The organism is Nonomuraea sp. 3-1Str (assembly GCF_031570565.1).
In the GTDB taxonomy this organism is placed as follows: domain Bacteria; phylum Actinomycetota; class Actinomycetes; order Streptosporangiales; family Streptosporangiaceae; genus Nonomuraea.
This window is the reverse complement of the sequence record NZ_JALHBK010000022.1, coordinates 112,052-135,601: the sequence shown is the minus strand read 5'-3', so window position 1 is coordinate 135,601 and position 23,550 is coordinate 112,052. Positions and strand designations below refer to the sequence as shown.

The 23,550-nt window shown below is 73.4% G+C and carries 12 protein-coding genes; 6 read left to right on the top strand and 6 right to left on the bottom strand.

Features of this window, described 5'->3' with window-relative positions:
* The first annotated feature begins 28 nt into the window (after positions 1–28).
* From MTP10_RS29685 to MTP10_RS29675, 3 genes are read left to right on the top strand one after another with little or no spacing between them, the layout of a single operon-like run.
* Positions 29–907: a thiamine pyrophosphate-dependent dehydrogenase E1 component subunit alpha gene (locus tag MTP10_RS29685; protein WP_310713221.1), complete on the top strand. Its 879-nt coding sequence runs from the start codon at positions 29–31 to the stop codon at positions 905–907.
* Positions 904–1,884: a transketolase C-terminal domain-containing protein gene (locus tag MTP10_RS29680; RefSeq protein WP_310713220.1), complete on the top strand. Its 981-nt coding sequence runs from the start codon at positions 904–906 to the stop codon at positions 1,882–1,884. Before MTP10_RS29685 ends, MTP10_RS29680 begins: the two co-directional genes overlap by 4 nt.
* Positions 1,877–2,956 carry a 2-oxo acid dehydrogenase subunit E2 gene (locus MTP10_RS29675; RefSeq protein ID WP_310713219.1) on the top strand — a complete coding sequence of 360 codons (1,080 nt, stop codon included), beginning with the start codon at positions 1,877–1,879 and terminating at the stop codon, positions 2,954–2,956. The genes MTP10_RS29680 and MTP10_RS29675 overlap by 8 nt, the downstream gene beginning before the upstream one ends.
* On the opposite strand, the gene MTP10_RS29670 is transcribed toward MTP10_RS29675, so the two are convergent.
* From MTP10_RS29670 to MTP10_RS29655, 4 genes are read right to left on the bottom strand one after another with little or no spacing between them, the layout of a single operon-like run.
* Complete coding sequence (locus MTP10_RS29670; RefSeq protein ID WP_310713218.1) at positions 2,930–8,362, bottom strand: non-ribosomal peptide synthetase; 5,433 nt, start codon at positions 8,360–8,362, stop codon at positions 2,930–2,932. The genes MTP10_RS29675 and MTP10_RS29670 overlap by 27 nt on opposite strands.
* Positions 8,359–14,541, bottom strand: a complete 6,183-nt coding sequence (locus MTP10_RS29665; protein ID WP_310713217.1) for a non-ribosomal peptide synthetase — start codon at positions 14,539–14,541, stop codon at positions 8,359–8,361. The genes MTP10_RS29670 and MTP10_RS29665 overlap by 4 nt, the downstream gene beginning before the upstream one ends.
* Positions 14,538–16,064 (bottom strand): condensation domain-containing protein, encoded by a 1,527-nt coding sequence (locus tag MTP10_RS29660; protein ID WP_310713216.1) that lies wholly within the window; start codon positions 16,062–16,064, stop codon positions 14,538–14,540. Before MTP10_RS29660 ends, MTP10_RS29665 begins: the two co-directional genes overlap by 4 nt.
* Before the next feature lie 2 nt (positions 16,065–16,066).
* Positions 16,067–17,476 carry an AMP-binding protein gene (locus tag MTP10_RS29655; RefSeq protein WP_310713215.1) on the bottom strand — a complete coding sequence of 470 codons (1,410 nt, stop codon included), beginning with the start codon at positions 17,474–17,476 and terminating at the stop codon, positions 16,067–16,069.
* Positions 17,477–17,619: 143 nt separating this feature from the next.
* Between MTP10_RS29655 and MTP10_RS29650 the strand changes: the two genes are divergently transcribed.
* From MTP10_RS29650 to MTP10_RS29640, 3 genes are read left to right on the top strand one after another with little or no spacing between them, the layout of a single operon-like run.
* A complete protein-coding gene (locus tag MTP10_RS29650) occupies positions 17,620–17,859 on the top strand; it encodes an acyl carrier protein (RefSeq protein ID WP_310713214.1) in 240 nt (79 codons plus the stop codon).
* Entirely contained in the window at positions 17,852–19,096 is a 1,245-nt protein-coding gene (locus MTP10_RS29645) for a condensation domain-containing protein (protein ID WP_310713213.1), read from the top strand. Before MTP10_RS29650 ends, MTP10_RS29645 begins: the two co-directional genes overlap by 8 nt.
* On the top strand, positions 19,093–20,991 hold the full coding sequence (locus MTP10_RS29640; protein ID WP_310713212.1) for a N,N-dimethylformamidase beta subunit family domain-containing protein: 1,899 nt from the start codon (positions 19,093–19,095) through the stop codon (positions 20,989–20,991). The genes MTP10_RS29645 and MTP10_RS29640 overlap by 4 nt, the downstream gene beginning before the upstream one ends.
* On the opposite strand, the gene MTP10_RS29635 is transcribed toward MTP10_RS29640, so the two are convergent.
* Entirely contained in the window at positions 20,970–22,610 is a 1,641-nt protein-coding gene (locus MTP10_RS29635) for a hypothetical protein (protein ID WP_310713211.1), read from the bottom strand. The two genes, MTP10_RS29640 and MTP10_RS29635, sit on opposite strands and share 22 nt — an antisense overlap.
* Positions 22,607–23,548 carry a methionyl-tRNA formyltransferase gene (locus MTP10_RS29630; RefSeq protein WP_310713210.1) on the bottom strand — a complete coding sequence of 314 codons (942 nt, stop codon included), beginning with the start codon at positions 23,546–23,548 and terminating at the stop codon, positions 22,607–22,609. Before MTP10_RS29630 ends, MTP10_RS29635 begins: the two co-directional genes overlap by 4 nt.
* Between the last annotated feature and the right edge of the window lie 2 nt (positions 23,549–23,550).

Below are 23,550 nucleotides of genomic sequence, written 5' to 3'. Positions count from 1 at the left end.
GGAGGTTCTCCCGGGACTCAAGGGGCCTATGAACAGGCTGGCTGATGAGGACTTGGCGCTGCTGCTGCTGATCCGGTCCTTCGAACGGAAGCTGCTCGCGCTCTTCGAGCGGGGCGAGCTCAACGGCACCACCCACACCTGCCTCGGGCAGGAGTACGTTCCCGTCTCCCTGCGCCCGCTGCTGAGCGATGGTGACTGGGTGTTCAGCAACCATCGCGGTCATGGCCACTACCTGGCCCGGTTCGAGGACCCCGAAGGGCTGCTCGCCGAGATCATGGGCCGGAAGGGCGCCGTGTGCGACGGCGTGGGGGGCAGCCAGCATCTGCGCCGCGACCGTTACCTGTCGACCGGGGTGCAGGGGCAGAGCCTGCCGGTGGCCGCGGGTGTCGCCCTGCACCTGAAGCGGCACGAGCCCGGCGCGCTCGCCTGCGTGTACATCGGTGACGGGACGTGGGGCGAGGGAGCGGTGTACGAGGCGTTGAACATGGCGGGGCTCTGGCGGCTGCCGCTACTCGTGGTGGTGGAGCACAACGGCATCGCCCAGTCGACGCCGACCGAGCTGCAGATGGCGGGCACCGTCGCGGGGCGGGCCGCCGCTTTCGGGATCGGGCACACGCGGGTGTCGAGCCTGGATGTCGCCGACATACGACGGCAGCTGGCGCCCTTGGTGGAGACCGTCCGGGGTGGCTCGCCGTTGGTGGTGGAATTCGCCACGCACCGCCTCGGCCCGCACAGCAAGGGTGACGACACCCGCCCGCCGGACGCCGTTCGCCCCGACTGGTACGCCTCCTACCAGGCCGAGCATCCCGGCCAGTCGGCCCGGATCGAGGCGGCGGCCCGCGCCCGCGTGGACGCGATCGCCGAAGAGGTGGCCGCCCGCCCCCCGGCCGCCCGGACCGCCGCGTGAGGGTCGGCGAGAATCTCAACCAGGCCCTGCACGGCCTGCTCGGCGACGACCCGGGCGTGTACGTCCTCGGCGAGGACCTCCTGGATCCCTACGGCGGCGCCTTCAAGATCACCCGCGGCCTGTCCACCCGCTTCCCCGACCGGGTCCTGACGACGCCGCTCAGCGAGGGCGCGATCGTCGGCGCCGCCTCCGGTCTCGCGCTGGCGGGGGAGAAGGCCATCGTCGAGATCATGTTCGGTGACTTCGCCGCGCTCGCCTTCGACCAGATCGTGAACTTCGCCAGCAAGTCCGTCTCCATGTACGGCCGGCGCGTCCCCATGCCGCTGATCATCCGCTGCCCCTCGGGAGGCAATCGCGGCTACGGCCCCACCCACAGCCAGAACCTGCAGAAGCACTTCGTCGGCGTGCCCGGCCTGTCGCTCTTCGAGATGTCGCCGTTCCACGACAACCGCGCCGTCCTCGACCGCATGCTCGCGCTGGAAGAGCCCTGCCTGCTCTTCGAGGACAAGGTCCTCTACACCCGCCGGATGTACGACGTGGACGAGCTGTTCACCCGGGACCTCGTGGGAGACGTCGCCGTGGTGCGGTTCGACAGCGACCTCGACTACGCGGTGATCGCTCCGGGTGGCGTGGCGCACCGGGCCATCGCCGCCATGCGGACGCTGCTGCTCTCCCATGACCTCGCCGGGGCGGTGCTGGTCCCGTCGCGCCTGTACCCGTTCGACCCCGCCGCGCTGCTGCCGCTGCTCGGTCAGGCGGGACTGATCTGCGTGGCGGAGGACGGCAGCGCGGGCGGCACCTGGGGCGCCCACCTCGCCGCCGACCTGCACACCCGGCTGTGGGGCTCGCTCCGGCGGCCGATCCGCCTGGTCAGCTCGGCCGACAGCGTGATCCCCGCGGCCGCTCACCTGGAGCGCGACGTGGTGCTCCAGGACAGCACGATCTGCCGGGCCGTACTGGAGGCGCTCGATGGGTGAGATCCGGGTCCCGAAACTGAACAACAACGACTCGGAGTACACACTGCTGGAGTGGCTGGCCGAGGACGGCGCGCCGGTGCGGCGGGATGACCCGCTGGTGACGCTGGAGACGTCGAAGACGGTGGACGAGCTGGTCAGCGAGCAGGACGGGGTGCTCACCCAGCTGGTGCGGACCGGTGCGACGTGCGCCCCCGGCCAGCTGATCGCCCGAGTCGGCCCGGTGCCCGCCGCCCGGCCGCAGCCGGACAGCGAGCCGGAGCCCGAGCCGGAGCCGGTCCCCGAAGCGGGCGGGCCGATCGTCACGGCCCCCGCGCGCGCGTTGCTGGACGAGCTCGGCCTCGACCCCGCGCTGGTGGCCGGGCTGGAGGTCAAGGTGGTGCGGCGAACCGACGTCGAACGGCTCGCCGCCGAGATCTCCACCGCCGGCGGGCAGACTCGTGCGCTGTCCAACCACCAGCGCGCGGTCGGCCGAACCGTGACCCGGTCGCACCAGACCATCCCCGCCGGCTACACCGCGATAAAGGTGGACGTAACCCCCGCCCTGACGACGGCCCGGACCCTGACCAGGCGACTACGCAGGCTGGTCGGCCTCCCTGACCTGCTCATCGCGGCCGTCGCCCGGCTGCACGCCGACTTCCCGATGTTCTTCGCCGAGCTCGTCGACGACCGGACCGTCCGCATCCCCGATCGACCACGCGTAGGGGTGACGATCGACATGGGAACCGGCCTGTACGTGCCGGTGATCCGCGACCGCCTGACCGTGCCGGACATCGCCGAGCGCCTGGCCGAGTTCCGCAGGCTGGCCCAGCACGGCGGCTTCGGTGAAGAGCACCTCACGGGCGGGAACATCGTCGTCACCCTCCATCACGACGCCGACATCATCATGGCCGTCCCGATCGTCTTCCCCGGCCAGGCCTGCGCCGTCGCCCTCACCTCACCACAGCCCGAAGGGGAGCGGACGGTGGCGGCGATCGGCCTGGCCTATGACCACCGGCTGGTCAACGGCAGGGAGGTCGTCCTGTTCCTGCAGGCGCTGAAGGAGACCCTAGAGCGTCCGCCCGAGGGCCTGTAGCCCGACCAGGTCGTCCGGGGTCGCGTCGGCGCTCCTGTCGAGCAGCCCCGGCAGTCTCGACCGCAGCGCCACCACCGCCACCACCGTGATCGCCAGGGCGAACAGCAGGTACATCAGCCCCACCCCCCGCCCGGCGCCGGTCCCGATGAGCGCCCCCACGGTCGGGGCGAGCGCCCCGCCGGGGGCGAGCAGCGGGTCGAAGACCGCCGCGCCGTACGGCGCCACGAGCCCGAAGCCGAGCGGCAGGGTGGACCAGGCGATCAGCGTGTTCAGCGCGAACACCCGCCCGTGGAACCGCTGCGGCACCTTGACCTGCACGATCGTGGCATAGATGCCGTTCAGCAGCGTCACCCAGAGCGACATCCCGAACGCCCCGATCCCGATCGTCACCAGATCCGCCCGCAGCCCCGTCACCAGGCAGAACACCGCCAGCGCCAGCGTGCACCACAGCACCGCCCGCATCCGCCCCCGCCTCGGGCCGCCCCAGGCCGTCATGGTCAGACCGGCGACGAAGACCCCCAGCCCGGACACGAACGAGATCCGCCCCACGTCCGCCAGCGTGCCGAAGGAGAGCACCAGCGGCGAGATCAGCAGGAACAGGGGCGACAGGAAGATGTTGAGCACCGCGAAGTAGACGAGCATCTGACGGAACCCCGCGTTCCCCCAGGAGTAGCGGAACCCGGCCGCCATCTCCGCCAGGACCGGCTCCTTCCGGCGCCAGGCCATCGCGGCGGGGAAGCGCACCAGCGACGTCACCCCGATCGCGAACACGTAGCTGGCCACGTCGAGCACGAGTATCCCCTCCAGCCCGATCGCGGCCATCAGCCCGACGGCCGCGAGGGGGACGAGCAGCTGCGTCATGCCACCGGCCATCTGGACGATGCCGTTGGCGTGCCCGAGGTAACGCTTGGGGACGAGTTGCGGCACGGCAGAGGTGTAGGCCAGCCGCTGGAACGTGAGCGCCACGGACAGCACCGCGAGGAGGGGGTAGACGTGCCAGGTCTGCAGGTTGCCCGTCCAGAGGAGTGTCCCGAACACGAGTTGGGCGCCGACGGCGGCGGCGTCACCGCCGAGCATGACGGCCCGGCGGTTCCCCCGGTCGACGATCGCGCCCGCCAGCGGGGCGACGACCATCCCCGGCAGCAGCCCGATCACGGAGAGCAGGGCGAACTGCGCCAGCGAGCCCGTGGTCAGATAGATCCAGAGGGGGATGGCGAACCCGGTCAGCGCCGACCCCAGGAGGGACACCAGCTGACCGGTGGCGACGGCCGTGAACCGCTTCATGCTCGGCTGCGGCCCGGCCGGCGCGGTCCGCGCCCCGGCCCGCGACACTTCCCGCAACCGCCAGCTGACCCCGCCCACAGCCTCCGAGGCCGCCCCCGGCTCTGTGACGGGCGCTGCGACGGGTCCTGATGCCGGGGCAGCTGCCGGGGCTGGGTCGGGCTCGCTCGGTGCGAGGGCGAGATGCGTGCGGGTGACGATCTCGGCGAGCTCAGCCGCCCGATATTTCAGGAAAAAGTGGCCCGCCTCGTCCAACTCCACCACGGCGGCCGTGGGCGTGAGGAAGTGCCACTCGCGATACCGCTCCTCGAAGTACTCGGTTGCCGGGTCGTGCTCTCCGGCCACGCTGATGATCGGCGCCCGCAGCCGCTCCACCGAGCTCTCGAACAACCCGGTGAAATACTCCTCGGCGGCCTCGCTGTCGCGCCGCATGTTCCTGATGATGTGCCGGGCCTGTCCCGGCTCCAGGTCGCCCATGTCCAGACCCATGGACGTCAGCCAGTTGACATAGCCGCGGTCGCTCCGCAGGAACTCCCGTCTGGCCAGCTTGGACAGCGCCGCCATGGGCCCGCTCCGGGGGCGGGCGAACGGGAAGATCGCCCCGATGTACACCGCTTCGAGCTCGCGTCCCGCCGCCTCCAGCCGCCGCGCGATCTCGACGATCAGGGCCGACCCCACGCCGCAGTGCCCGTACAACGCGACCGGTCCGCGGACCTTCTCCTGGATCTCGCGCACGCACCGGGCCGCCACCTCCTCCAGCGGCAGCCGCTCCTCGTCCAGGCCGACGTCATGGCCGGGGATGGCGAGCGACCACAGGGCGTACGTCTCCGGCAGGGCGTCGGCCAGCGGCTGGTACACCACCGCCGCGCCTCCGCCGTACGGCACGCACACGTAGGTGAGCTCAGGAGGGGAGGCACGGCGAGGCGTCAGCTCGTGCAGGAGCCCGCGCGACGCGGTGGCGGTGCCGTCGAGCAGCGCGGCCAGCCCGCGGATGGTCGGGTGCTTGAACAGGTCCACCACGGCGATGGGCGCCGCGCCGGGCGGCGACACCCTGCGCAACCTGGCCACCACCTTGATCGCCAGCAGGGAGTGTCCTCCGACGTCGAAGAAGTCGTCATCGACGCCGAAAGCCGAGCCGTCGCGGGCCGACACGTCGAGCACCTCGGCCCAGACCGCGGCGACCAGGCGCTCCGCCTCCGTGCCGGGTGCGACGTGCCCGCCCGGTTCCGCGTCGCCCGCCGCTGACGTGGGGGCGGGCAGGCGCCGCCGGTCCACCTTGCCGTTGGCCGTCAGAGGCAGGTGGGGGAGGGGGACGAAGCGGGTGGGGACCATGTACGCGGGCAGGGTCTCGGTGAGGTGGCCGCGCAGCCGTACCGGATCGACCCGGCCCACCACGTACGCCACCAGCTGCGCCCGGGTGCCCGAGCCGTGGGTGGTGACCACGCACTCCGCCACGTCCGGGTGGCGGGCGAGATGGGTCTCGATCTCGCCCAGCTCGACGCGGTAGCCGCGGATCTTCACCTGCGCGTCGGCGCGGCCGAGGAACTCGATCGTGCCGTCCGGGGCGTAGCGGCCCAGATCACCGGTCCGGTAGAGGCGCTCGCCGGTGCGCGGGTGGGCGACGAAGGCGGCGGCGGTCCGTTCCGGGTCGCGCCAGTAGCCGGTGGCCACGCCCGCTCCGCCGATGTGGAGGTCGCCGGGCACGCCCACGGGCACGTCGCACAGGCCGCGGTCCAGGATGTGGAAGGACTGGTTGGCCAGCGGACGGCCATAGGGGATCGACGACCAGCCCGGGTCCACCTCGCCGATCGGGTGGAAGATGGACCAGATGGAGCCTTCGGTGGCGCCGCCCAGGCTGATGATCTCGGCCTCCGGGGCCAGGGCGCGGATCCGGCCGGGGAGCGTCAGCGGGATCCAGTCGCCGGACAGCAGCACCAGGCGCAGCGAGCTCAGGTCGGTGCCTTCGTGCTCGGCGTGGTCGACCAGGAGCTCCATGAGGGCGGGAACCGAGTTCCACACGGTGACGCGGTGCTCGGTGACCAGGCGGGCCCAGGCGGCGGGGTCCTTGTCGGCCGACGGCTCACCCATGACGAGGGTCGCCCCGGCGGCCAGAGCGCCGTAGATGTCGTAGACGGAGAGGTCGAAGCTGAGGGCGGACAGCGCGAGGATCCGGTCGCGCGGGCCGACGTGGAAGCGGTGGTTGAGGTCGCGGACGGTGTTCAGGGCGGCTCGGTGCTCGATCATCACGCCCTTCGGGCTGCCGGTCGAGCCCGAGGTGAAGATCACGTACGCGAGGTCGTCCGGTTCCGCCGGGCACTCTGGGGCGGCCGGCGGAGCCGTCGAGGGGGTGACCGGGACGCGGGTCACGCCGGCGGGCCAGGTGAGCTCCAGCCACGGCTGGGTCACCGCGACGCGGCACTCGCCGCGCGCCATCAGCTCGAAGCGCCGCCGGTCCGGCAGGTCCGCGTCGACCGGCAGGTACGCCGCTCCGGCCTTGCCGATGGCCAGCACCGCGACGACCTGCTCCCACCCCCTCTCCATCACGACCGCCACCAGCTCCCCGCGCCCCACGCCCGCCGACGTCAGCTCGGCGGCCAGCAGCGCGGCCCGCCGGTCCAGCTCCGCGTACGTGATCTCGCCGCCCGGGTGGTCGACCGCGACGGCATCGGGCGCGTACGGCACCCGCTCCTCGAACGGGCGGTGCAACAGGCCGGCCGCGCCCAGGTCGAGCCCGGTGTCGTTCCAGCGCTCCCGTTCCGCCCGCTCCGGAGCCGTGAGCAGCTCGATCGTGGAGACGGGGGCCGACGGGTCGGCCGCGACCCCGTCGAGCAGGGCGCCGAGATGCCCGGCCATGCGCGCGATCCGCTCGGCCGAGAACAGCGCGACGTTGTAGACGAACAGGAACGAACCATCGCCACCGGTGTACAGCTCCAGATCGAACCGCGTGGCCCACACCCCCGGCGAGAACCCCTCGACGGCCGGCCCGCCGGCGGATGACGGCTCGCCGCCGTAGTTCTGCATCGCGAACAGCACCTGGAACAGCGGCGACCGAGACACCTCGCGCGGCACGTTCAGCTCCGCCACCAGCCGCTCGAACGGCAGCTCCTGATGCGCGTAGGCGTCCATGGACAGGTCCCGCACCCGGTGCACCAGCTCCAGGAACGACGGATCGCCCGACAGGTCCACCCGCATGGCGAGCATGTTGATGAAGCAGCCGACGAGCCCGTCCAGCTCCGGCAGCGAACGCCCGGCCACCGGGGAGCCCACCGCCACGTCGTCCTGCCCGGCGTAGCGGCCGAGCAGCGCCGCGAAGGCCGCCAGCAGCACCATGTACGGCGTGGCGCCGTGCTCCCGCCCGAGCCGCTCCAGCCGCGTCACCAGAGCGGGGTCCACCTGGAAAGGGTGTGCCGCACCGAGGTAGGTCAGCTCGGGCGGCCGGGGGAAGTCCGAGGGCAGCTCCAGCGGCGGCAGGCCGGCCAGCCGCTCGCGCCAGTAGGCCACGTCGTCCGCGCCGCCGGGCCGCTCGCGCTGCCAGGCGGCGAAGTCCCCGTAGGTGACCGGCAGTTCGGGCAGCGGGCCCCCGTCGTAGCAGGTCAGGAGCTCGCGCAGCAGGACGTTCGCGGACCAGCCGTCGGCTGCGATGTGGTGGACGGCGATGGCCAGCACGTGATCGTCGGCCGCCAGCCGTACCAGCAGGGCTCTGATCACCGGCCCGGTCACCAGGTCGAACGGCTCGGCGAGGAAGCGGTCGACCAGAGCCCGCGCCCCGTCGTCGTCGTCGGCGGCGATGGTCAGCGGGACCGCGATGTCCGCCGGGACCGTCACCGTCGGCTGCCCGTCGTCACCGACCGGGAAGCGGGTCCGCAACGGCTGGTGCCGCGCGGCGACCCGGTCCAGCGCGTCACCCAGCAGCTCCGCGGACAGCGGGCCGCGCAGCCGCCGGACGAACGGGATCGTGTGCGCGGGGTTGCCCGGCGCGTACTGCTCCATGAACCACAGCCGCTCCTGCGCGTAGGACAGCGGCGGCGCCTGTCCCTCCGGCAGCCGCGGAATCGTCGCGACGCTTCCGCGCCGCCGCAACCGCTGGGTCAGCAGCGCCCGCTGGGCCTGGGTCAGCTCGCTCACGCCGTGTCCTCCGGGTCCAGCATGCTCAGCGCCTGTTCGTCGGACAGCCCGGCCACCTCCGCCAGCAACGCCTCCTCGACGGCGCGCGCCAGGTCGGCGACGGTCCGGCGGGCGAACAGCGTACGGATCGGCAGGTCCACCCCCGCGATCGCCCGGAGCCGCGCCGCCACTCTGATGGCGAGCAGCGAGTGCCCGCCGAGCGCGAAGAAGTCGTCGAACGCGCCGACCTTGTCCGCGCCGAGCACCTCCGCCCAGACGTCGGCGACCAGCTCCTCCGCGTCCGACCGCGGCGGCGTGGCCTCCTGGCCCGCGGGGCGGTCCGGCTCCGGCAGCGCGCCGCGGTCGAGCTTGCCGTTCGCGGTGAGCGGGAGCGCGTCGAGGACGACCCAGCGGGTGGGGACCATGTACGGCGGAAGCCGCCCGGCCGCGTGCCGGCCCAGCTCGGCCGCCTCGCCCACCACGTAGGCGACGAGCTCGCCGTCCCTGGCGAGCACCGCGACCTGCCGCACGTCCGGATGCGTGAGCAGGCAGTGCTCGACCTCGCCCGGCTCGATGCGGAAGCCCCGCACCTTGACCTGCTCGTCCATGCGCCCGAGGAACTCCAGCAGGCCGTCGGGGCGCAGCCGGACCCGGTCACCGGTGCGGAAGTACCGGTCCCCGCCGGGGAGCCGGACGAAGCGCTGGGCCGTCAGCTCCGGCAGGCCGAGATAGCCGCGGGCGACGCCCGGGCCGCCGATGTACAGCTCGCCTGGGGCGCCGGGCGGGGTGGGCGCGCCGTGGGGGTCGAGGACCCGGACGGTGGTGGCCTCGATCGGGCGGCCGATGGGCGGGCGCGGGTCCGGGTCGCCGGCCAGATCGGTGGCGGTCGCGACGATCGTGGTCTCGGTGGGGCCGTACGTGTTGACCAGTCGCACCCGGTCGCCGAACCGTCCGCGCCAACGGGCCAGCGCGGTGGCGCGGACCTGCTCGCCGCCGATGACGACCAGGCGCAGGGCGGCCGGCCAGGCGATCTCGTCGATCAGGTCCACGAGCTGGTGGAAGTACGCCGTCGGGAGGTCGAGCACGGTGATGCCGGGGCGTGCGGCGAGCAGATCGGGGAGGGTGGCGCCGCCGTCGGGGACGAGCACGACCGTGGCGCCGGCGGCCAGAGCGGGGTAGAGCTCCTCGGCGTGGGTGTCGAAGCTCAACGAGGCCAGCTGGACCACCTGATCCCCGGGCCGCAGGCCGTACTCGCGGCGCATCCACCGGACACGGGCGGCCAGGCCGGCGTGCTCGACCGCCACCCCCTTGGGGGTGCCGGTGGAGCCGGAGGTGTAGATGACGTACGCGAGGCCGTCGCGGGGATCCGGGCCGCCTGGGCGACCGTCCGGGAGGAGCTGGCCGTCCGGGACGAGCTGATCGTGGGGATGACGGTTCGTGCCGGAGACGGGGAGGCCGCCTGAGACGCGCAGGCCGTCGGAGACGGTCAGGCGGGCGCCGCTCGTGGTGAGCATGTGCCGGTGGCGGGTGACGGGATCGGCGGGGTCGAGGGGCAGGTAGGCGGCTCCGGTGCGCCAGACGGCCAGCATCGCCGCCACGGCGTCGACCGACCGGCCGAGACGGAGGCCGACCACGTCACCAGGCCGCGCGCCGTGCCTGGTCAGCTCGGCGGCCAGCCGGGAGACCCGCTCGGCCAGCTCGCCGTAGGTCACGCTCTCCGGCCCGCAGACGACGGCCGGCTCGTGAGGGTGGGCGGCGACGGCTTCCGCGATCATCTCCGGCACGTCGACGCCCGGCCCGGCGCTCCCGTCGCCGCCCGCCGAGGCGATCAGCTCCGAGTCGGCGGCGGTGAGCATCGGCAGGCTCGACAGGCGGGCATGACGGTGGTCCGGGTCGGCGATGCCGCGTAACAGCACCGCGAACCGGTCGGCCAGCCCCGCCACCGTCTCCGGGTCGAACAGCCCCGCGTCGTACCCGAACGCGACCCGAAGCCGCCCCGGCGCCCGCCAGGCCTCCACCACCAGATCGAACTTGGCCTGCCGGTAACCGTCGTCGAAGTACGCCATCTCCAGCTCGTCGCCGAGCCGATCCCGCTCCCCGTCCGCGGTCTGGCTGTTCAGCGTCAGCATGGTCTGGAACATCGGCTTCCTGGTGATGTCCCGCTCGATGTCCAGGTCCGCCAGCAGCCGCTCGAACGGCACGTCCTGGTGCGCCATCGCGTCCAGCACCGTCCTTCGCGTCCTGGCCAGCAGCTCGTCCAGCGTGGGATCGCCCGACAGGTCACCGCGCAGCACCAGGGTGGTGCTGAGATAGCCGACGATCGGCTCCAGTTCCACCCGGTCCCGCCCGGCGGTGGGCGAGCCGACCAGGACGTCCGTCTGACCGGTGTGCCGCGCCAGCAGCGCCTGGTACGCCGCCAGCAGCACCATGAACAGCGTGCTGCGGTGCCGCCGCGCCGTCGCGTCCAGCGCCTTGGCCAGATCGGCGGGGATGTCCAGCAGGTGGAAGTCACCGCGCGCCGGACCCGGCGTGTGCGGACGGTCGGTGTGCAGCGCCAGCGTGGGCGGGTCGGCGAGCCGTTCCCGCCAGTACTCCAGCGCCGCGGTCCCGTCCTGCTCCCGCTGCCACCGTGCGACGTCCCCGTGCTGGACGATCAGCGGCGCCAGGCCCCCCGTGCCGCCCGACCGGGCTTCGGCGTACAGGACGGCCAGGTCGTTCAGGAGGACGGTGATCGACCAGCCGTCGGCGATGATGTGGTGGAGCACCACGCACAGCACGTGATCGTCGTCGCTCAGCCGGATCAGCGTGATCCGCAGCGGCGGCGCCGTACCGAGGTCCATGGGGGCGTTGGTGCGGGCGGCGACCCACGCGCGGGCCTGCGCCTCGTCACGGGCGTCGAGCCGTTCGACGGCCGCGGGCGCGGCGTGCTCGACGACGGCGACCGGCCGCCCGTCCACCTCGGGAAAGCGGGTGCGCAGCGACTCGTGCCTGGCGAGCAGCGCGGTCAGCGCCCGCCGCAGTGCCTCGGGGTCGAGCGGGCCGCGCAGCCTGCGCACGACGTACATGTTGTACGAGGCGTCGCCCGGATCGAGCCGGTGCAGGAACCACAGCCGTTCCTGGGCGGCCGAGAGCGGAGGCAGCGTGCCGGGCGGGCGCGGGACCGGGGGGCGGCCCGGTTCGGCGGGCAGGCCCTCCAGCGTCGCCGCGAACCCCGCCACGGTCGGGTGCCCGAACAACGTCCGCAGCGGCACCGTCGTCCCCGCGGCCTCCAGCCTGGCGATGACCTGGGTGGCCAGCAGCGAGTGGCCGCCGAGGGCGAAGAAGTCGTCGTCCGCGCCGATGTCGCCGATCCTGAGCACGTCGCCGAAGATCTTGGCCACCTGCCGCTCGCGGGCGGTGCGCGGCCTGCCTCCCCTGCCCGCGACCGGCCCCTCCGGCTCGGGCAGCGACCGCCGATCGACCTTGCCGTTGGGCGTCATCGGCAGCGCGTCGAGCGCCACCACGGCACGGGGCACCATGAAGGAGGGCAGCCAGCCGGCCACGTGGTCGAGCAGGCCGGCCGGGTGGCCCGGGGGACCGGCGGCCCCGGCGGCAGGCGTGGTCACCACGTAGGCGACCAGTTCGTCCTCGCGGACGACGACGGCCGCCCGCCGCACGTCCGGATGCGACTCCAGGGCGGTCTCGATCTCGCCCAGCTCGATCCGGTGTCCGCGCAGCTTCACCTGGCCGTCGTCCCGGCCGAGGAACTCCAGGTCGCCGTCGCCGAGCCACCTGACCCGGTCGCCGGTCCGGTAGAGCCCGGTCCCGAAGCGCTCGGTGGTCAGCTCCGGCCTGCCCAGGTAGCCGAGCGCGAGCCCGGCCCCGCCGATCGCCAGCTCGCCGGGCACGCCGATCGGCGCCGGCGCGCCGGCGCCGTCGAGCACGTGGACGTGGGTGTTGGCGATCGGCCGTCCGATGCGAACCCGGCCGGGCTCGGCGGGGACCTCCCAGGCGGTGGACCAGATCGTGGTCTCCGTCGGGCCGTACATGTTGAACAGCCGGGCCACCCTCCGTCGCAGCCGCCTGGCCAGCGCGAGCGGCAGCGCCTCGCCACCCGCCAGCGCCACCAGCCCGGAGGCGTCGAGTCCGGCGGACAGCAGCATGTTCCAGCCCGACGGGGTGGCCTGTACGTGCGTGACGCCCGACGCGGAGATCAGCCCGGCCAGCGCGGCGCCGTCGCGCACGGTCTCGTCACCGGCCAGCACCAGCCGCCCGCCGGTCACCAGCGGCAGATAGAGCTCCAGCCCCGCGATGTCGAAGGAGAGGGAGGTGCTGCCCAGCCACACGTCCGCCGGTCCGGCCCCGAGCAGCCGCTCCATCCCGGCCAGCAGGTTCACCAGCGCCGAGTGGGGCACGGCCACCCCCTTCGGGCGGCCGGTCGAACCGGAGGTGTACAGCACATAGGCGGCCGACCCGCCGTCCGGTCCAGGAGCGGCGGGTCCGGAGGCAGCGGATCCGGAGGCGGCGGCCGGGGGTGGGGCGTCGTCCAGGGTGAACCGGGCTCCCGAGTCCGCCAGCACATAGGCCACCCGGCTCTCCGGAAGCGCCGGGTCGATCGGCAGGTAGGCGGCTCCCGTCAGCATCACGCCGAGCAGCGTCCCCGGCAGTGCCGCCGACCGCCGCACGCGGACGGCCACCACGGCTCCGGGCCCCGCGCCCCGCTCCCGCAGCTCCTCCGCGACGCGTACGGCCTGGGCGGCGAGCATGGCGTAGGAGAGGTGGTCGTCGCCGCACGAGACGGCGGTCGCCTCCGGACGCAGCCGGGCCTGCCGCATGACCAGGTCCACCACGGTCGCGGCCGGCACCTCGAGGGACGGGCCGTGCGAGACCCGGTCGAGCAGCGCGCGCTCCGCGGCGGGAAGCAGGTCCAGCTCCGACAGCCGAGTCTCGGGAGCGGCGACGATCGAGGCCAGCAAGGTCAGGAAGCGGGCCGCGAGGCGGGTCACCGTCTCCCGGTCGAACAGCTCGGTGCTGTAGAACAACGCCCCGTGCCAGCCCCCGCCCGACGGCCAGAGATCCATCCGCAGGTCCACCATGGCCGGAGGCGCCCCGTGCGGGAACGGCAGGCTCTCCATCCCGGCGAACGACTCCGCCTCGTCGTAGCCGACCGCGGAGTTGTGCAGCGCCAGCATCGCCTGGAACAGCGGCGTGCGCGACAGGTCGCGCTCGATGTCGAGCGCGGACAGCACCCGCTCGATCGGCACCTCGCGGTGCGCCATCGCCTCCAGCACGGTACGGCGGGTACGGCGCAGCACCTCGGTGAACGACGGATCGCCCGACAGGTCGCCCCGGAGCACCAGTGTGGAGGCGAACAGCCCGACCATCGGCTCCAGCTCCGGCCGATCGCGGCCGGCGGTGGGTGAGCCGACCACGATGTCGTCCTGCCCGGCATGCCTGGCCAGCAGCACCTGGTACGCGGCCAGCAGCACCATGAACAGCGTCGAGCGCTCGGCCCTGGCCAGCCGCGACAGCGCGCCGGCGAGCTCGGGCGGCAGGTCGAAGCCCACGTCGTCGCCCGCGCTGCTCCGCTGGGCGGGACGCGGCCGGTCCGTGGGCAGCTCCAGCGGCGTCACCCCGGCCAACCGGCCCGTCCAGTAGCCGATGTCGGCGCCGGCGTCGCGGCTCCGCTGCGCGTCGGCGTACTCGGCGTAGCGGACGGGCAGGCCGGGGAGGGAGACCGGTACGCCTTCCACGCGGGCGAGGTAGCAGGCGGCCAGATCGTTCATCAGCACGTTCAGGGACCAGCCGTCGCCGATGATGTGGTGCAGCACCACGCACAGCACGTGGTCGTCGTCCGCCAGCCGGACCAGCGTGATCCGCAGGGGCGGGGCGGAGGCCAGATCGAAGGGCGTGTTGACGCGCTCGCCGAGCAGCCGCGCGACCTCGTCGAGCGCGGCCCCTTCCGGGGCCGGCCGCTCGAACGCCATGAGCTCCACCGGGACCGGCCCCGGCGGGTCGATCACCGCGACCGGCAGCCCGTCCTGGTCGGGGAACCTCGTGCGCAACGACTCGTGCCGCTCCACGACATCCCCGAACGCCCTCGTCAGCGCCTCGACGTCGAGTGCCCCGCGCAGCCGCCGGACCACCGCGACCCGGTAGGCCGCGTCGGACGGGTCGAGCCGCTGGAGGAACCAGAGCCGCTCCTGGCCCAGGGAGATCATGAACGCAGCCCGTCGATGGCCGCGGCCACCCCGATGATCGTCGGATCGTCGAGGAACACGTCGAACGGCACCTCGACCCCGAGCCGTTTCCTGATCCGCGCGCTGATCTGCGTGATGGTCAGGGAGTGCCCGCCGAGGTCGTAGAGGTCCTCGTCCGGCGCGATGTGGTCCATCCGCAGGACCTCCATCCAGATCAGCCGCACCTGCTCGATCAGCTCCCCCTCGACGAGCTCGCCGCCGGCCCCGGCGTGCGCGAGCCCGGCCGCGGGCGCGTCCACGGTGGCGTCCAAGGGGGCGGCCACAGGGGCGGGCACGGGGGCGGGCACGGGGGCGCCGAGGAGCGGCAGGTCGGCGAGCCGCACCTCCGGATCGGCGGAGACCGCGCGCAGCACCGCGGAGAGGTGGTCCGCGGCCAGCTCGACGTCCCGCCGGGAGATCACGTCCGGGCTGTGGTGCAGCGTCAGGAGCAGGCCGTCGGCGCCGTCGACGGCCTGCAGGTGGAGCGCGTTCCTGACCATGTGGTTGGACATCTTCCAGTCCACCGACAGGCTCAGGCCGGGAAAGACCTGGTCGGGCGCGCGCCGCCGGTAGCTGATGGACACCGGTGCGAGCGCCGCCCTCGGCTTGATGCCGCCCACCGCCCTGGCCACGGGCACCTCGCGGAAGGCGTTGAGCTCGCGCAGCTCGTCCCTGAGGCCCAGGGCCAGCTCACGGAAGGAGCCCCCGGGCGGGAACGACGAGAACACCGGCAGCTCGGTGGCGAACAGGCCGATGTGGTCCCGGGTCTCGGCGGTCCTGGTCGACATGGACACGGCCACGGACGTGTCGGCGTTGCCGTACCGGTGCAGAAGGGCGTGCACGGCGGCGAGGAACACCTGGAATCTGGTCAACCCGGGCAGGTCGGGAAGGTCGTGGGTCAGGTCGCGCAGCACGGTCTCGCCGTGCTCGGCCAGTCGCGGCGTCCTCGAAGCCCCGTTGATCACGACGTGTGGCACCTCGCGCCACCGCGCCCGCCAGTACGCCCGCGCCTCCGGCGAGGGCTCCTCCGCCGTCCCGTACGGCATGGGCAGCGGCGGGGAGGGGGCCCCGGAGTAGGCGGCGGCCAGATCCCGTACGAGCAGGTCCTTCGAGATGCCGTCGAAGACGAGATGATGACCCACGAACAGCAGCAGGTGCCGGGACGGCGACATCTCCACCAGCGTGAACCGGGCCAGCGGCCCGGCGGACAGCTCGAACGGCAGCGCGATCTCCCGCTCGACCAGGAGACGGGGGTCCGGCTCCACGACGAACGCGATCGGCGGGGCGCCGGAGGCGGGCACCAGGTGCAGCGAGCCGTCACGCTCCTCGAAGGCGCAGCCCAGCACCGGGTGCCGCGCGACCACCGCCCGGCACGCCGCCAGCATCGCCTCCCGGTCCAGCGGGCCGTCGAACCACATGGCGAAGGGCATGTGGTAGGCCGTGCCGGTGCCGTGCATCACCTCCGTGATCCACATGCCGTGCTGCGCCTGCGACGCCAGGACCATGTTCACTCCTCTGCCATGCCGCGCAGTTCTCGCTTGATCACTTTTCCGGCGGTGTTCCTGGGCAGCGAGTCGACGCACAGCAGCCGGGTGGGCAGCTCGTGCTGGGCGAGCCGCTCGGACAGGAAGGCTCGCAGACCGGCCAGCGTCACCGGCTCGTGTGACACGACGGCCGCCGCCACCGCCATGCCCATGACCGGGTGCGGCACGCCGAACACCGCCGCCTCGGACACGGCCGGGTGCTCGTGCAGCGCGGCCTCGACCTGGAGCGTCGAGACCTTGACGGCTCCCGACTTGATCACGTCGCTCTCCCGGTCGACGAGGTACAGGTAGCCCTCCTCGTCGAGGTAGCCGAGGTCGCCCATGCGGACCCAGCCGTCCCGGAAGGTGTCGTCGCGCTGCTCGCCGTAGTAGGCGCGGGAGTGCGCCGGGCCGCGCAGCCACACCTCGCCGGTCTCGCCCGGCCCCGCCGGGTTCCCGTCGGCGTCCGCGATCCTCAGGGCGCCGGCCGCGTGACCGAGAGCGCCCGGCCGGTCGGGGTCGTAGATCATGATCGTCTGGGCCGGGGCCGCCTCGGTCGAGGTGTAGTAGTTCGCGACCGTCGCGTTCGGGAACGCCTCGGTCAGCTCGGCGGCGACCTTCGGCGGCAGCGCGGCGGCGGCCGAGCCGAGCAGCAGCACGCTCGACAGGTCGTGGCGGTCCTGGACACGCGCGCCGAGCAGCTCGACGGCCATCGCGGGCACGACGAACACGGTCCCCGCCGCGTACGCCTCGATGAGCGCCGCGAAGCGGGCCGGCGTGAACAGCGGCGGGGTGACCACGGTGGGCGCGGCGGTCAGCGCGTGGAGCAGCATGACCTGGCCGGCGTTCGTGCCGATGGGGAAGGCGTGCACGAGATGCCGGGAATGAGCGAACGGGCGGCGCTTGGGGTGGACGGGCGGGGAGGTGAGGTTCGCGTGGCTCGCGGCCACGCCCTTGGGCTGTCCGGTGGTGCCGGAGGTGTAGAGGATCTGGGCGAGGTCGAGCGGGTCGGCCTCGAACGGGAGCCGGCCGGACGCGCCCGTGAGCTCGTCGCCGCGCCGGATGGTCGTCGTCGCGCCGCAGTGCTCGATCAGGGCGGCCAGCTCCGGCGCGGCCAGGCGGTCCGACAGCGGGACCGCGACGGCGCCCGCCTTCAGCACCGCCATCCAGCTCACCGCGTAGTCGAGCCAGTCGCCGCCGCCGAACACCAGCGCGACGCGGTCACCTCGGCGTACGCCCCGGTCCAGCAGATGGTGGGCGGCGGCGTCGGAGCGTTCGTCCCACTCACCGAGTGTCAGGCCGCCTCTTCCGGCGACGATGAGGGCTTCGTGGTCGGGGGCGGTGGCGGCGCGTGAGCTCAGCAGAGCGGGGACAGGAAGGGCCGACTGAACCACCTCCCAAAATAATTATCGGGCTGCCGCAAGACGCTAGAAAAAATGCACATTTGCGTCAACCCCTTACCGGCAGCCGCTTGCCGCCATCCAGCCCCGCGTGACACACTCGCCCCGATTTCCGGGAAACGGGAGGGCTTTTCCAGGTGCAGACGGACGAGGAGCTACGCGGACGGCTCGCCGACATGGTCGCGAAGGCCACCGACGGCGCGGTCGAGGCGGCCGAGGTGCTGGCGGGCGAGGCCAGGCTGGCCGATCTCGGCGTCACGTCGCTCGGCTATCTCAGGCTGATCGACGCGGTGGAGGCCGAGTTCGGCGTCGAGCTCGACCTGGCGTCGGCCGGCAGCCTGGACGAGCTGGTGGACTACGTACGGCTCCATGCCTGACTCGCCGCTCACCTGGGGTCAGCACGACATCTGGCGGGCCGTCGTGGCGGCGCGGCCGGAGGAGCACTATCTCAACATCGGCCGGATCTTCGCCGCGCCGAAGCGGCCCGTCACCGTCGAGCGCGCCGTCAAGGCCCTGGACGGGCTCGTCGCCCGGCATGAGGCGCTGCGCACCCGCCTCATCGGGCCCCCTGACCGGCCCCGGCAGCGGATCTCGGCCGTCGCCCGGCCGTACGTCGAGGTGACGGACGAACCCGCGCAGGCGGTGTGCGACCGGTTGTCGGCCGAGCCGTTCGACTACTGGGAGGAGTGGCCGCTGCGGGTGGCGTTCGTCGTGGCCGGCGACCATGTCCGGCATGTCGTGCTGGTCCTCTGCCACCTGGCCGCCGACGGGCACGCGGCCGAGCTCCTGGTGAAGGACTTCCGGCTGCTCCTGCTGCGCGATGCGCTGCCGCCGGTGCGGAGCGCCACGCCGCGCGAGATCGCCGAGTGGCAGCACTCGGCCGAGGGACGGCGCACGTCGGAGGAGGCCCTGTCCTTCTGGCTCTCCGAATACCGGCGCATGGACCCCGTGAACCTGTCGGACGTCCCCCGGAGCCCGCGGTTCCGGGAGGCCACGATGACCTCCGAGGCGATCGCCGCGGCGGCCCGGGCCGTGGCGGCCCGCGAGCGGGTGAGCTCCTCGACGGTGCTGCTCACGGCCGCGGTCCGGCTCGCCGGGCGGCTCACGGGCCAGCGGTTCTGCGGCCTGCGGGTGATCGTCAACAACCGGTTCGCGGCCGATCGCCGCGACGTGGTCTCCACGATCTCCCAGGAGGGGCTCGTGCTCCTCGACCTGCGTACCGCCCCTTTCGGGGAGCTGGTGCGGCAGGGCTGGCGCGTGGCCCTGCGGGCGTACCGGCAGGCCCAGTTCGATCCGTACGCGATGGAGGAGGCGGTGTCGGGCGTGGGAGCGGCGATCAGGTCGTTCGGCTGCTTCAACGACCAGCGGCTGGTGCAGCACGACGGGGCGGCGGGGCTGGACGAGCGGGCCGTCCGCGCCTCGATGGAGCAGACCGAGCTGGCCTGGACGGACGCCATGGACCGCAACATCTGCGACTTCCGGCTGCATCTCGGCGGCGAGCCGGGGCGGATGGAGGTGTCGCTGTACGCCGACACCGCGCTGCTCGCGCCGCCGGCGATCGAACGGTTCCTGCTCGACCTGGAGTCGATGCTGGTCGAAGCGGCGGCCGCATGACCCTGTACGCGGCGGCAACGTCGTGCGCGCAGGGCGAGACCCTCCGGTTCCACCTGCTGGGGGACGGGGGCGCGATCACCGTCGAGGACGTGCCGTCGGGGCGGGTCGTGCTCCGGGACACGGCCGGCGGCGACACCTGGACGCTCAAGGTGGGCCCGGACTGGCCCAGCTCGCTCTATCGCGCCGTCCTGGGCGACGGGTCCGCGTACTTCGTCGTACGGGGGCGGGTGCCGGCTTCCCCGGTGGTGGTGTCGATCCCTTTCCCCACCTGGGAGGCGTACAACCGGCCCGGCGTCCCCGGTGAGGGGCTCTACCAGTCCGAGCAGCCCGATCGCGCGGTCAAGGTCAGCTTCGACCGGCCGGGGGCGGGGCCGCAGGTCGAGGAGTGGGAGCTCGGGCTGCTGCGGTGGCTCGGGCCGTCGGGGTACGCGGTCGACTACTGCTCGGGGCTGGACCTGCACGCCGGTCTCGACCTGCTCAGCCGCTACCGGCTGCTGGTGATCAACGGACACGACGAGTACTGGTCGTGGGAGATGCGGGACGCGGTGGAGGCGTTCGCGCGGGCCGGTGGAAATATCGCCATATTCTCCGGCAACACCTGCTGGTGGCAGGTCCGCTTCGAGGACGACCTCCGGACGATGGTCTGCTACCGCGACGCCGTCGCCGACCCGCTCTCGCGCACCGACCCCGGCCGCACCACCGTCGAGTGGCCCAGCGACCCCGTCAACCGTCCCGAGAACATCCTCACCGGGCTGACCTTCCGCAACGGCGCCGGCTGCTGGGTGGACTCGCGGGTGATGTCCCGGGAGTCCTACACCGCCCGCTTCACCGACCACTGGGTCTACGCGGGCACCGGCCTGCGGGACGGCGACACGTTCGGCAGGGGCGCGCTCGGTTACGAGACGGACGCCGCCGACCTGGAGTGGCTGGACGGCGTACCCCGGGCCACGGGCCGCGACGGCACCCCGCCGTCGTTCGTCGTCCTCGCCACGGCGGACCTGTCGCACTGGCGCAGCCACGGCAAGGGCGGTGCGGCGACCATGGGCGTGCACCGGCTGGGAGCCGGGACGGTCTTCAACGCGGGCACCATCAACTGGGGCAACACCCTGGCCAGCGACCCGGTCCTGGCCCGCATCACCCGCAACGTCATGGACCGCCTCTCCCGCCCTCCCGGCCCGCCGCGGTGGGAGGACATCGGTCCGGCCGGCCCGCTGGTCCCGGCCGCGGGAGCCCGGCGGGCCCCGGCGCCGGAAGCCGCGCCGGTCCCGGCCGCGGAGGACCCGCCGGTCGCGCTCGTGGTGTGCGAGAACCGGCTGTTCGCCGCCAGGTCCGGCGGAACGCTGAGCACCCGTCACCTGTCCGGCCAGAACCTGCCCTGGCGCCCGATCGACGTCACCGACGCCCTGGCGCTCGCCGCCCCCCGCGAGGCCCACGGCGGCCCGCCGGCGGGCCTGTACGGCCTGGCCCCCGGCGGCGCCATCCGCTACCGGGACCCCGTCCTCCGCCCGGCCCCTTGGACGGACGTGAGCCGGGCGCCGGAGCGCGCCACGGGCCTGGCCGCCGCGGACGAGGCTCTGTTCGCCCTCACCTCGGACGACGAGCTGTGGTACCTCCCCATCCGCCGGCTCGCGGACGCCGCCTGGGTCCGGATGGGCGGCGGGGGCGGGGCCACGGGCCTGACGGCGATGAACGGGCGCCTGTTCGCCATCGCGGGTGACCGCGTGCTGACGAGAACGGTCGATCGTCAGGACATGGAGTGGACCGACCTGGGTCCGGCCTGGACCACGACCTCCGAACCGGCCCCTTCCGCGAGCCGTGTCTCGCCGGCCGCCGCCGCGGGACGGCTCGTCGTCGCGGCTCCTGACGGGCGCCTCTACTGGCGATCGCTCTCGTAGGCCAGCCACTGCGCGCACGTGTGCAGGCCGTAGTCGAGGTCCACCTCCGGCCGCCACCCCAGCTCGCTCGAGGCCCGCCCGACGTTTACCGCCGTCTCCTCCTCCGCCGCCCAGTCCGCCGCCGCCGCGTCAGGAGCGGCCTCGATCGGCACGGGACGGACCGCACCGGCCACCGCCTCGGCCACCTCCCGCCCGCTCAACGGCCGCGGACCCGCGATGTCGTACACCCCCGATCCGCGGGTCAGAGCGGCTATGACGGCGGCGGCGACGTCCCGCACGTGCACCAGCCGCCCCACCCCGCCATCGGCTCGCAGCGGCCGGTTCAGCGACGATCGCAGCACCTGCTCCGCCACCGTCCCGCCCTGCGGCATCCCCGGCCCGTACGGCTCACCGAGGCGCAACACCACCGCCTCCCCGGCCGCGATCCCCCGGGAGCCGAGCAGGACCTTCCGGCCGCCGAAGCCCGCGAAGGCCGCGCGGGCCAGTCGCAGCTCCTCGGCCGGATCGGCGTCCGGCTCCGGCGCGCAGACGTGCACCAGCGCGTCGGGATGATCGGATGCCAGGTGACCGCGGTCGGCGAGCGCCCACGTGACCTGGTCGCGCAGCCAGGTGTCAGGGCCGGTCACGGCGACCGTCCGCCGTTCCACCGCCTGGGGAGCGGCCGAGAGCCCCGCCGCCAGCCCGTCGCGTGCGACGTCGTGGAGCTCGTCCGACAGCCGGGCCAGCTCGCGAGCCCCGAGCTCGTGACAGAGCCCGCCGGGCCCCATGGTCCCCAGCGCCCGATCCAGCACCCGTGGGTCCCCGGAGTTCTCCTGTACCACGCCCATGGTGAAGGCGGTGAGCCAGAGCGGCCACCAGCGGCCCGGGAAACGCGCCCGCAGGCCGCCGACGTCGAAGCCCCGCCCGTCCAGGTAGTCCTCACAGCGGATGTCCCGCCACCCCGAGCCGCCGGGCACGGCGCACTGCGCCACCCCTCGCTTGAAGAACGGGATCGCGGTCAGGGAGCCGAGCACCCTGGCCTCGTCGGACAGCGGCTCGTCGGCGAAGAAGCAGGGTGAGCGCCGCAGCCCCTGGAAGTCGTTCTCCACCAGGCTGGCCAGGTCCTCGTGCTCGGCCAGGCTGGGCACCGCGACGTACACCGGCACACCGGCCTGCCGGAGGTACCGGCCCATCAGCACGTCGTCCGGCCAGGTGCCGCCCCGCCCGCGTGCCCATTCCACGTACCCCTCGGCCACCCGGCGGGGCAGCAGCAGCGCCGCGACGGGTGTGTACTCCCCGGCGCCGCGCACCCAGCGCGCCCCGGCGAGCGCGCCCAGGCGCACGGCGGCGCCGTTGCGCGAGTTCCAGAACGCGAACAGCGCCAGCGCCGCGTCCGGCATGGCCCGGGCGGCCGCCGCCGCCCGCTCGAAGAACGTGTCCGACAGCACCATGTCGTCATGGAGCAGCACGTGGTGGGTGGCTCCCTCGGGGATGCTCGACCACGCCAGCAGCGACGTCCGGAACGCCGACGGCCGCCCTGCCGGATCGGGATCGGTGACCACGTCGAGGACGCCGCCCGCCAGGCTGACGGCCGCCTCCATGCGCTTGGGGTGCGCCATCACCGCCCCGGTGAGCCTCACGTCCCCAGGCATGTGCCTACCGACAGCTCGCCCGACTCCAGCAGGGCCAGCGCGTCGTGCCGTCCGGCGCCCTCCCACTGAGCCTCGCGGAGGACCAGCAGCCCGGAGCCGCACGCCACCAGAGCCCCGGCGCCGCCGGTCGACCAGACCGGCGCCAGCACGGTGCCCGGCGGCTCCCGGTGCTCGCCCCACTCGATGAGGTCGGCGCTGTGCACGAACAGCTTGCGCCCACCCACGAAGGTGAAGGCTCCCGGGTACGGCGCGGCCAGCGCGCGTACCCAGTCGTAGACCTCGCTCGCGGGTCTGGACCAGTCGATCACGCCGTCCTCCGGCCGCCGCCGCTCCCACACCGATCCGCCCGGCGGCTGCGGGCGCGCCACCACCTGGCCCGCGAGCAGCAGCGGGACGTACTGGGCGAGCAGCTCGATGTTGATCTCGGTCACCTTGCGGTACACCTCGGTGACGTCGTCGCGGCGGCTCACCGTGAACTCGCGCTGGGCGATGAGCTCGCCCTCGTCGGCGCCCTCGTTCAGGAAGAACAGACTGACGGCGCTGGACCGGATGCCCTTGATGATCGTCCAGGGCAGCGGGGCCCGCCCACGACCCTCGGGCAGCCGGGTGGGGTGCAACCCGACCGAGCCGAGCGGGCACGCCGACAGCAGCGGTTCGCGGACGAGCTGTGACCAGCCGGCGATCACGAACAGGTCGATGCCCAGGTCGGTGACCAGCTTGTGCGCCCGGCCGTCGTTGATGTCGGCGGTCTCCAGCAGCGGGATGTCGTGCCTGGCCGCCGCCTCCTGCAGCGGCGCGTAGCCCGAGCGGTGCTGCAACTGGGGCGGGTAGCCGATGAGCAGCGACGGGGGAGTGCCCTGAGCGGCGAGCACGTCCACGGCCGGTGCCGCGAACTCCATGCCGGTGCAGAACGCGAACCTCTTCACAG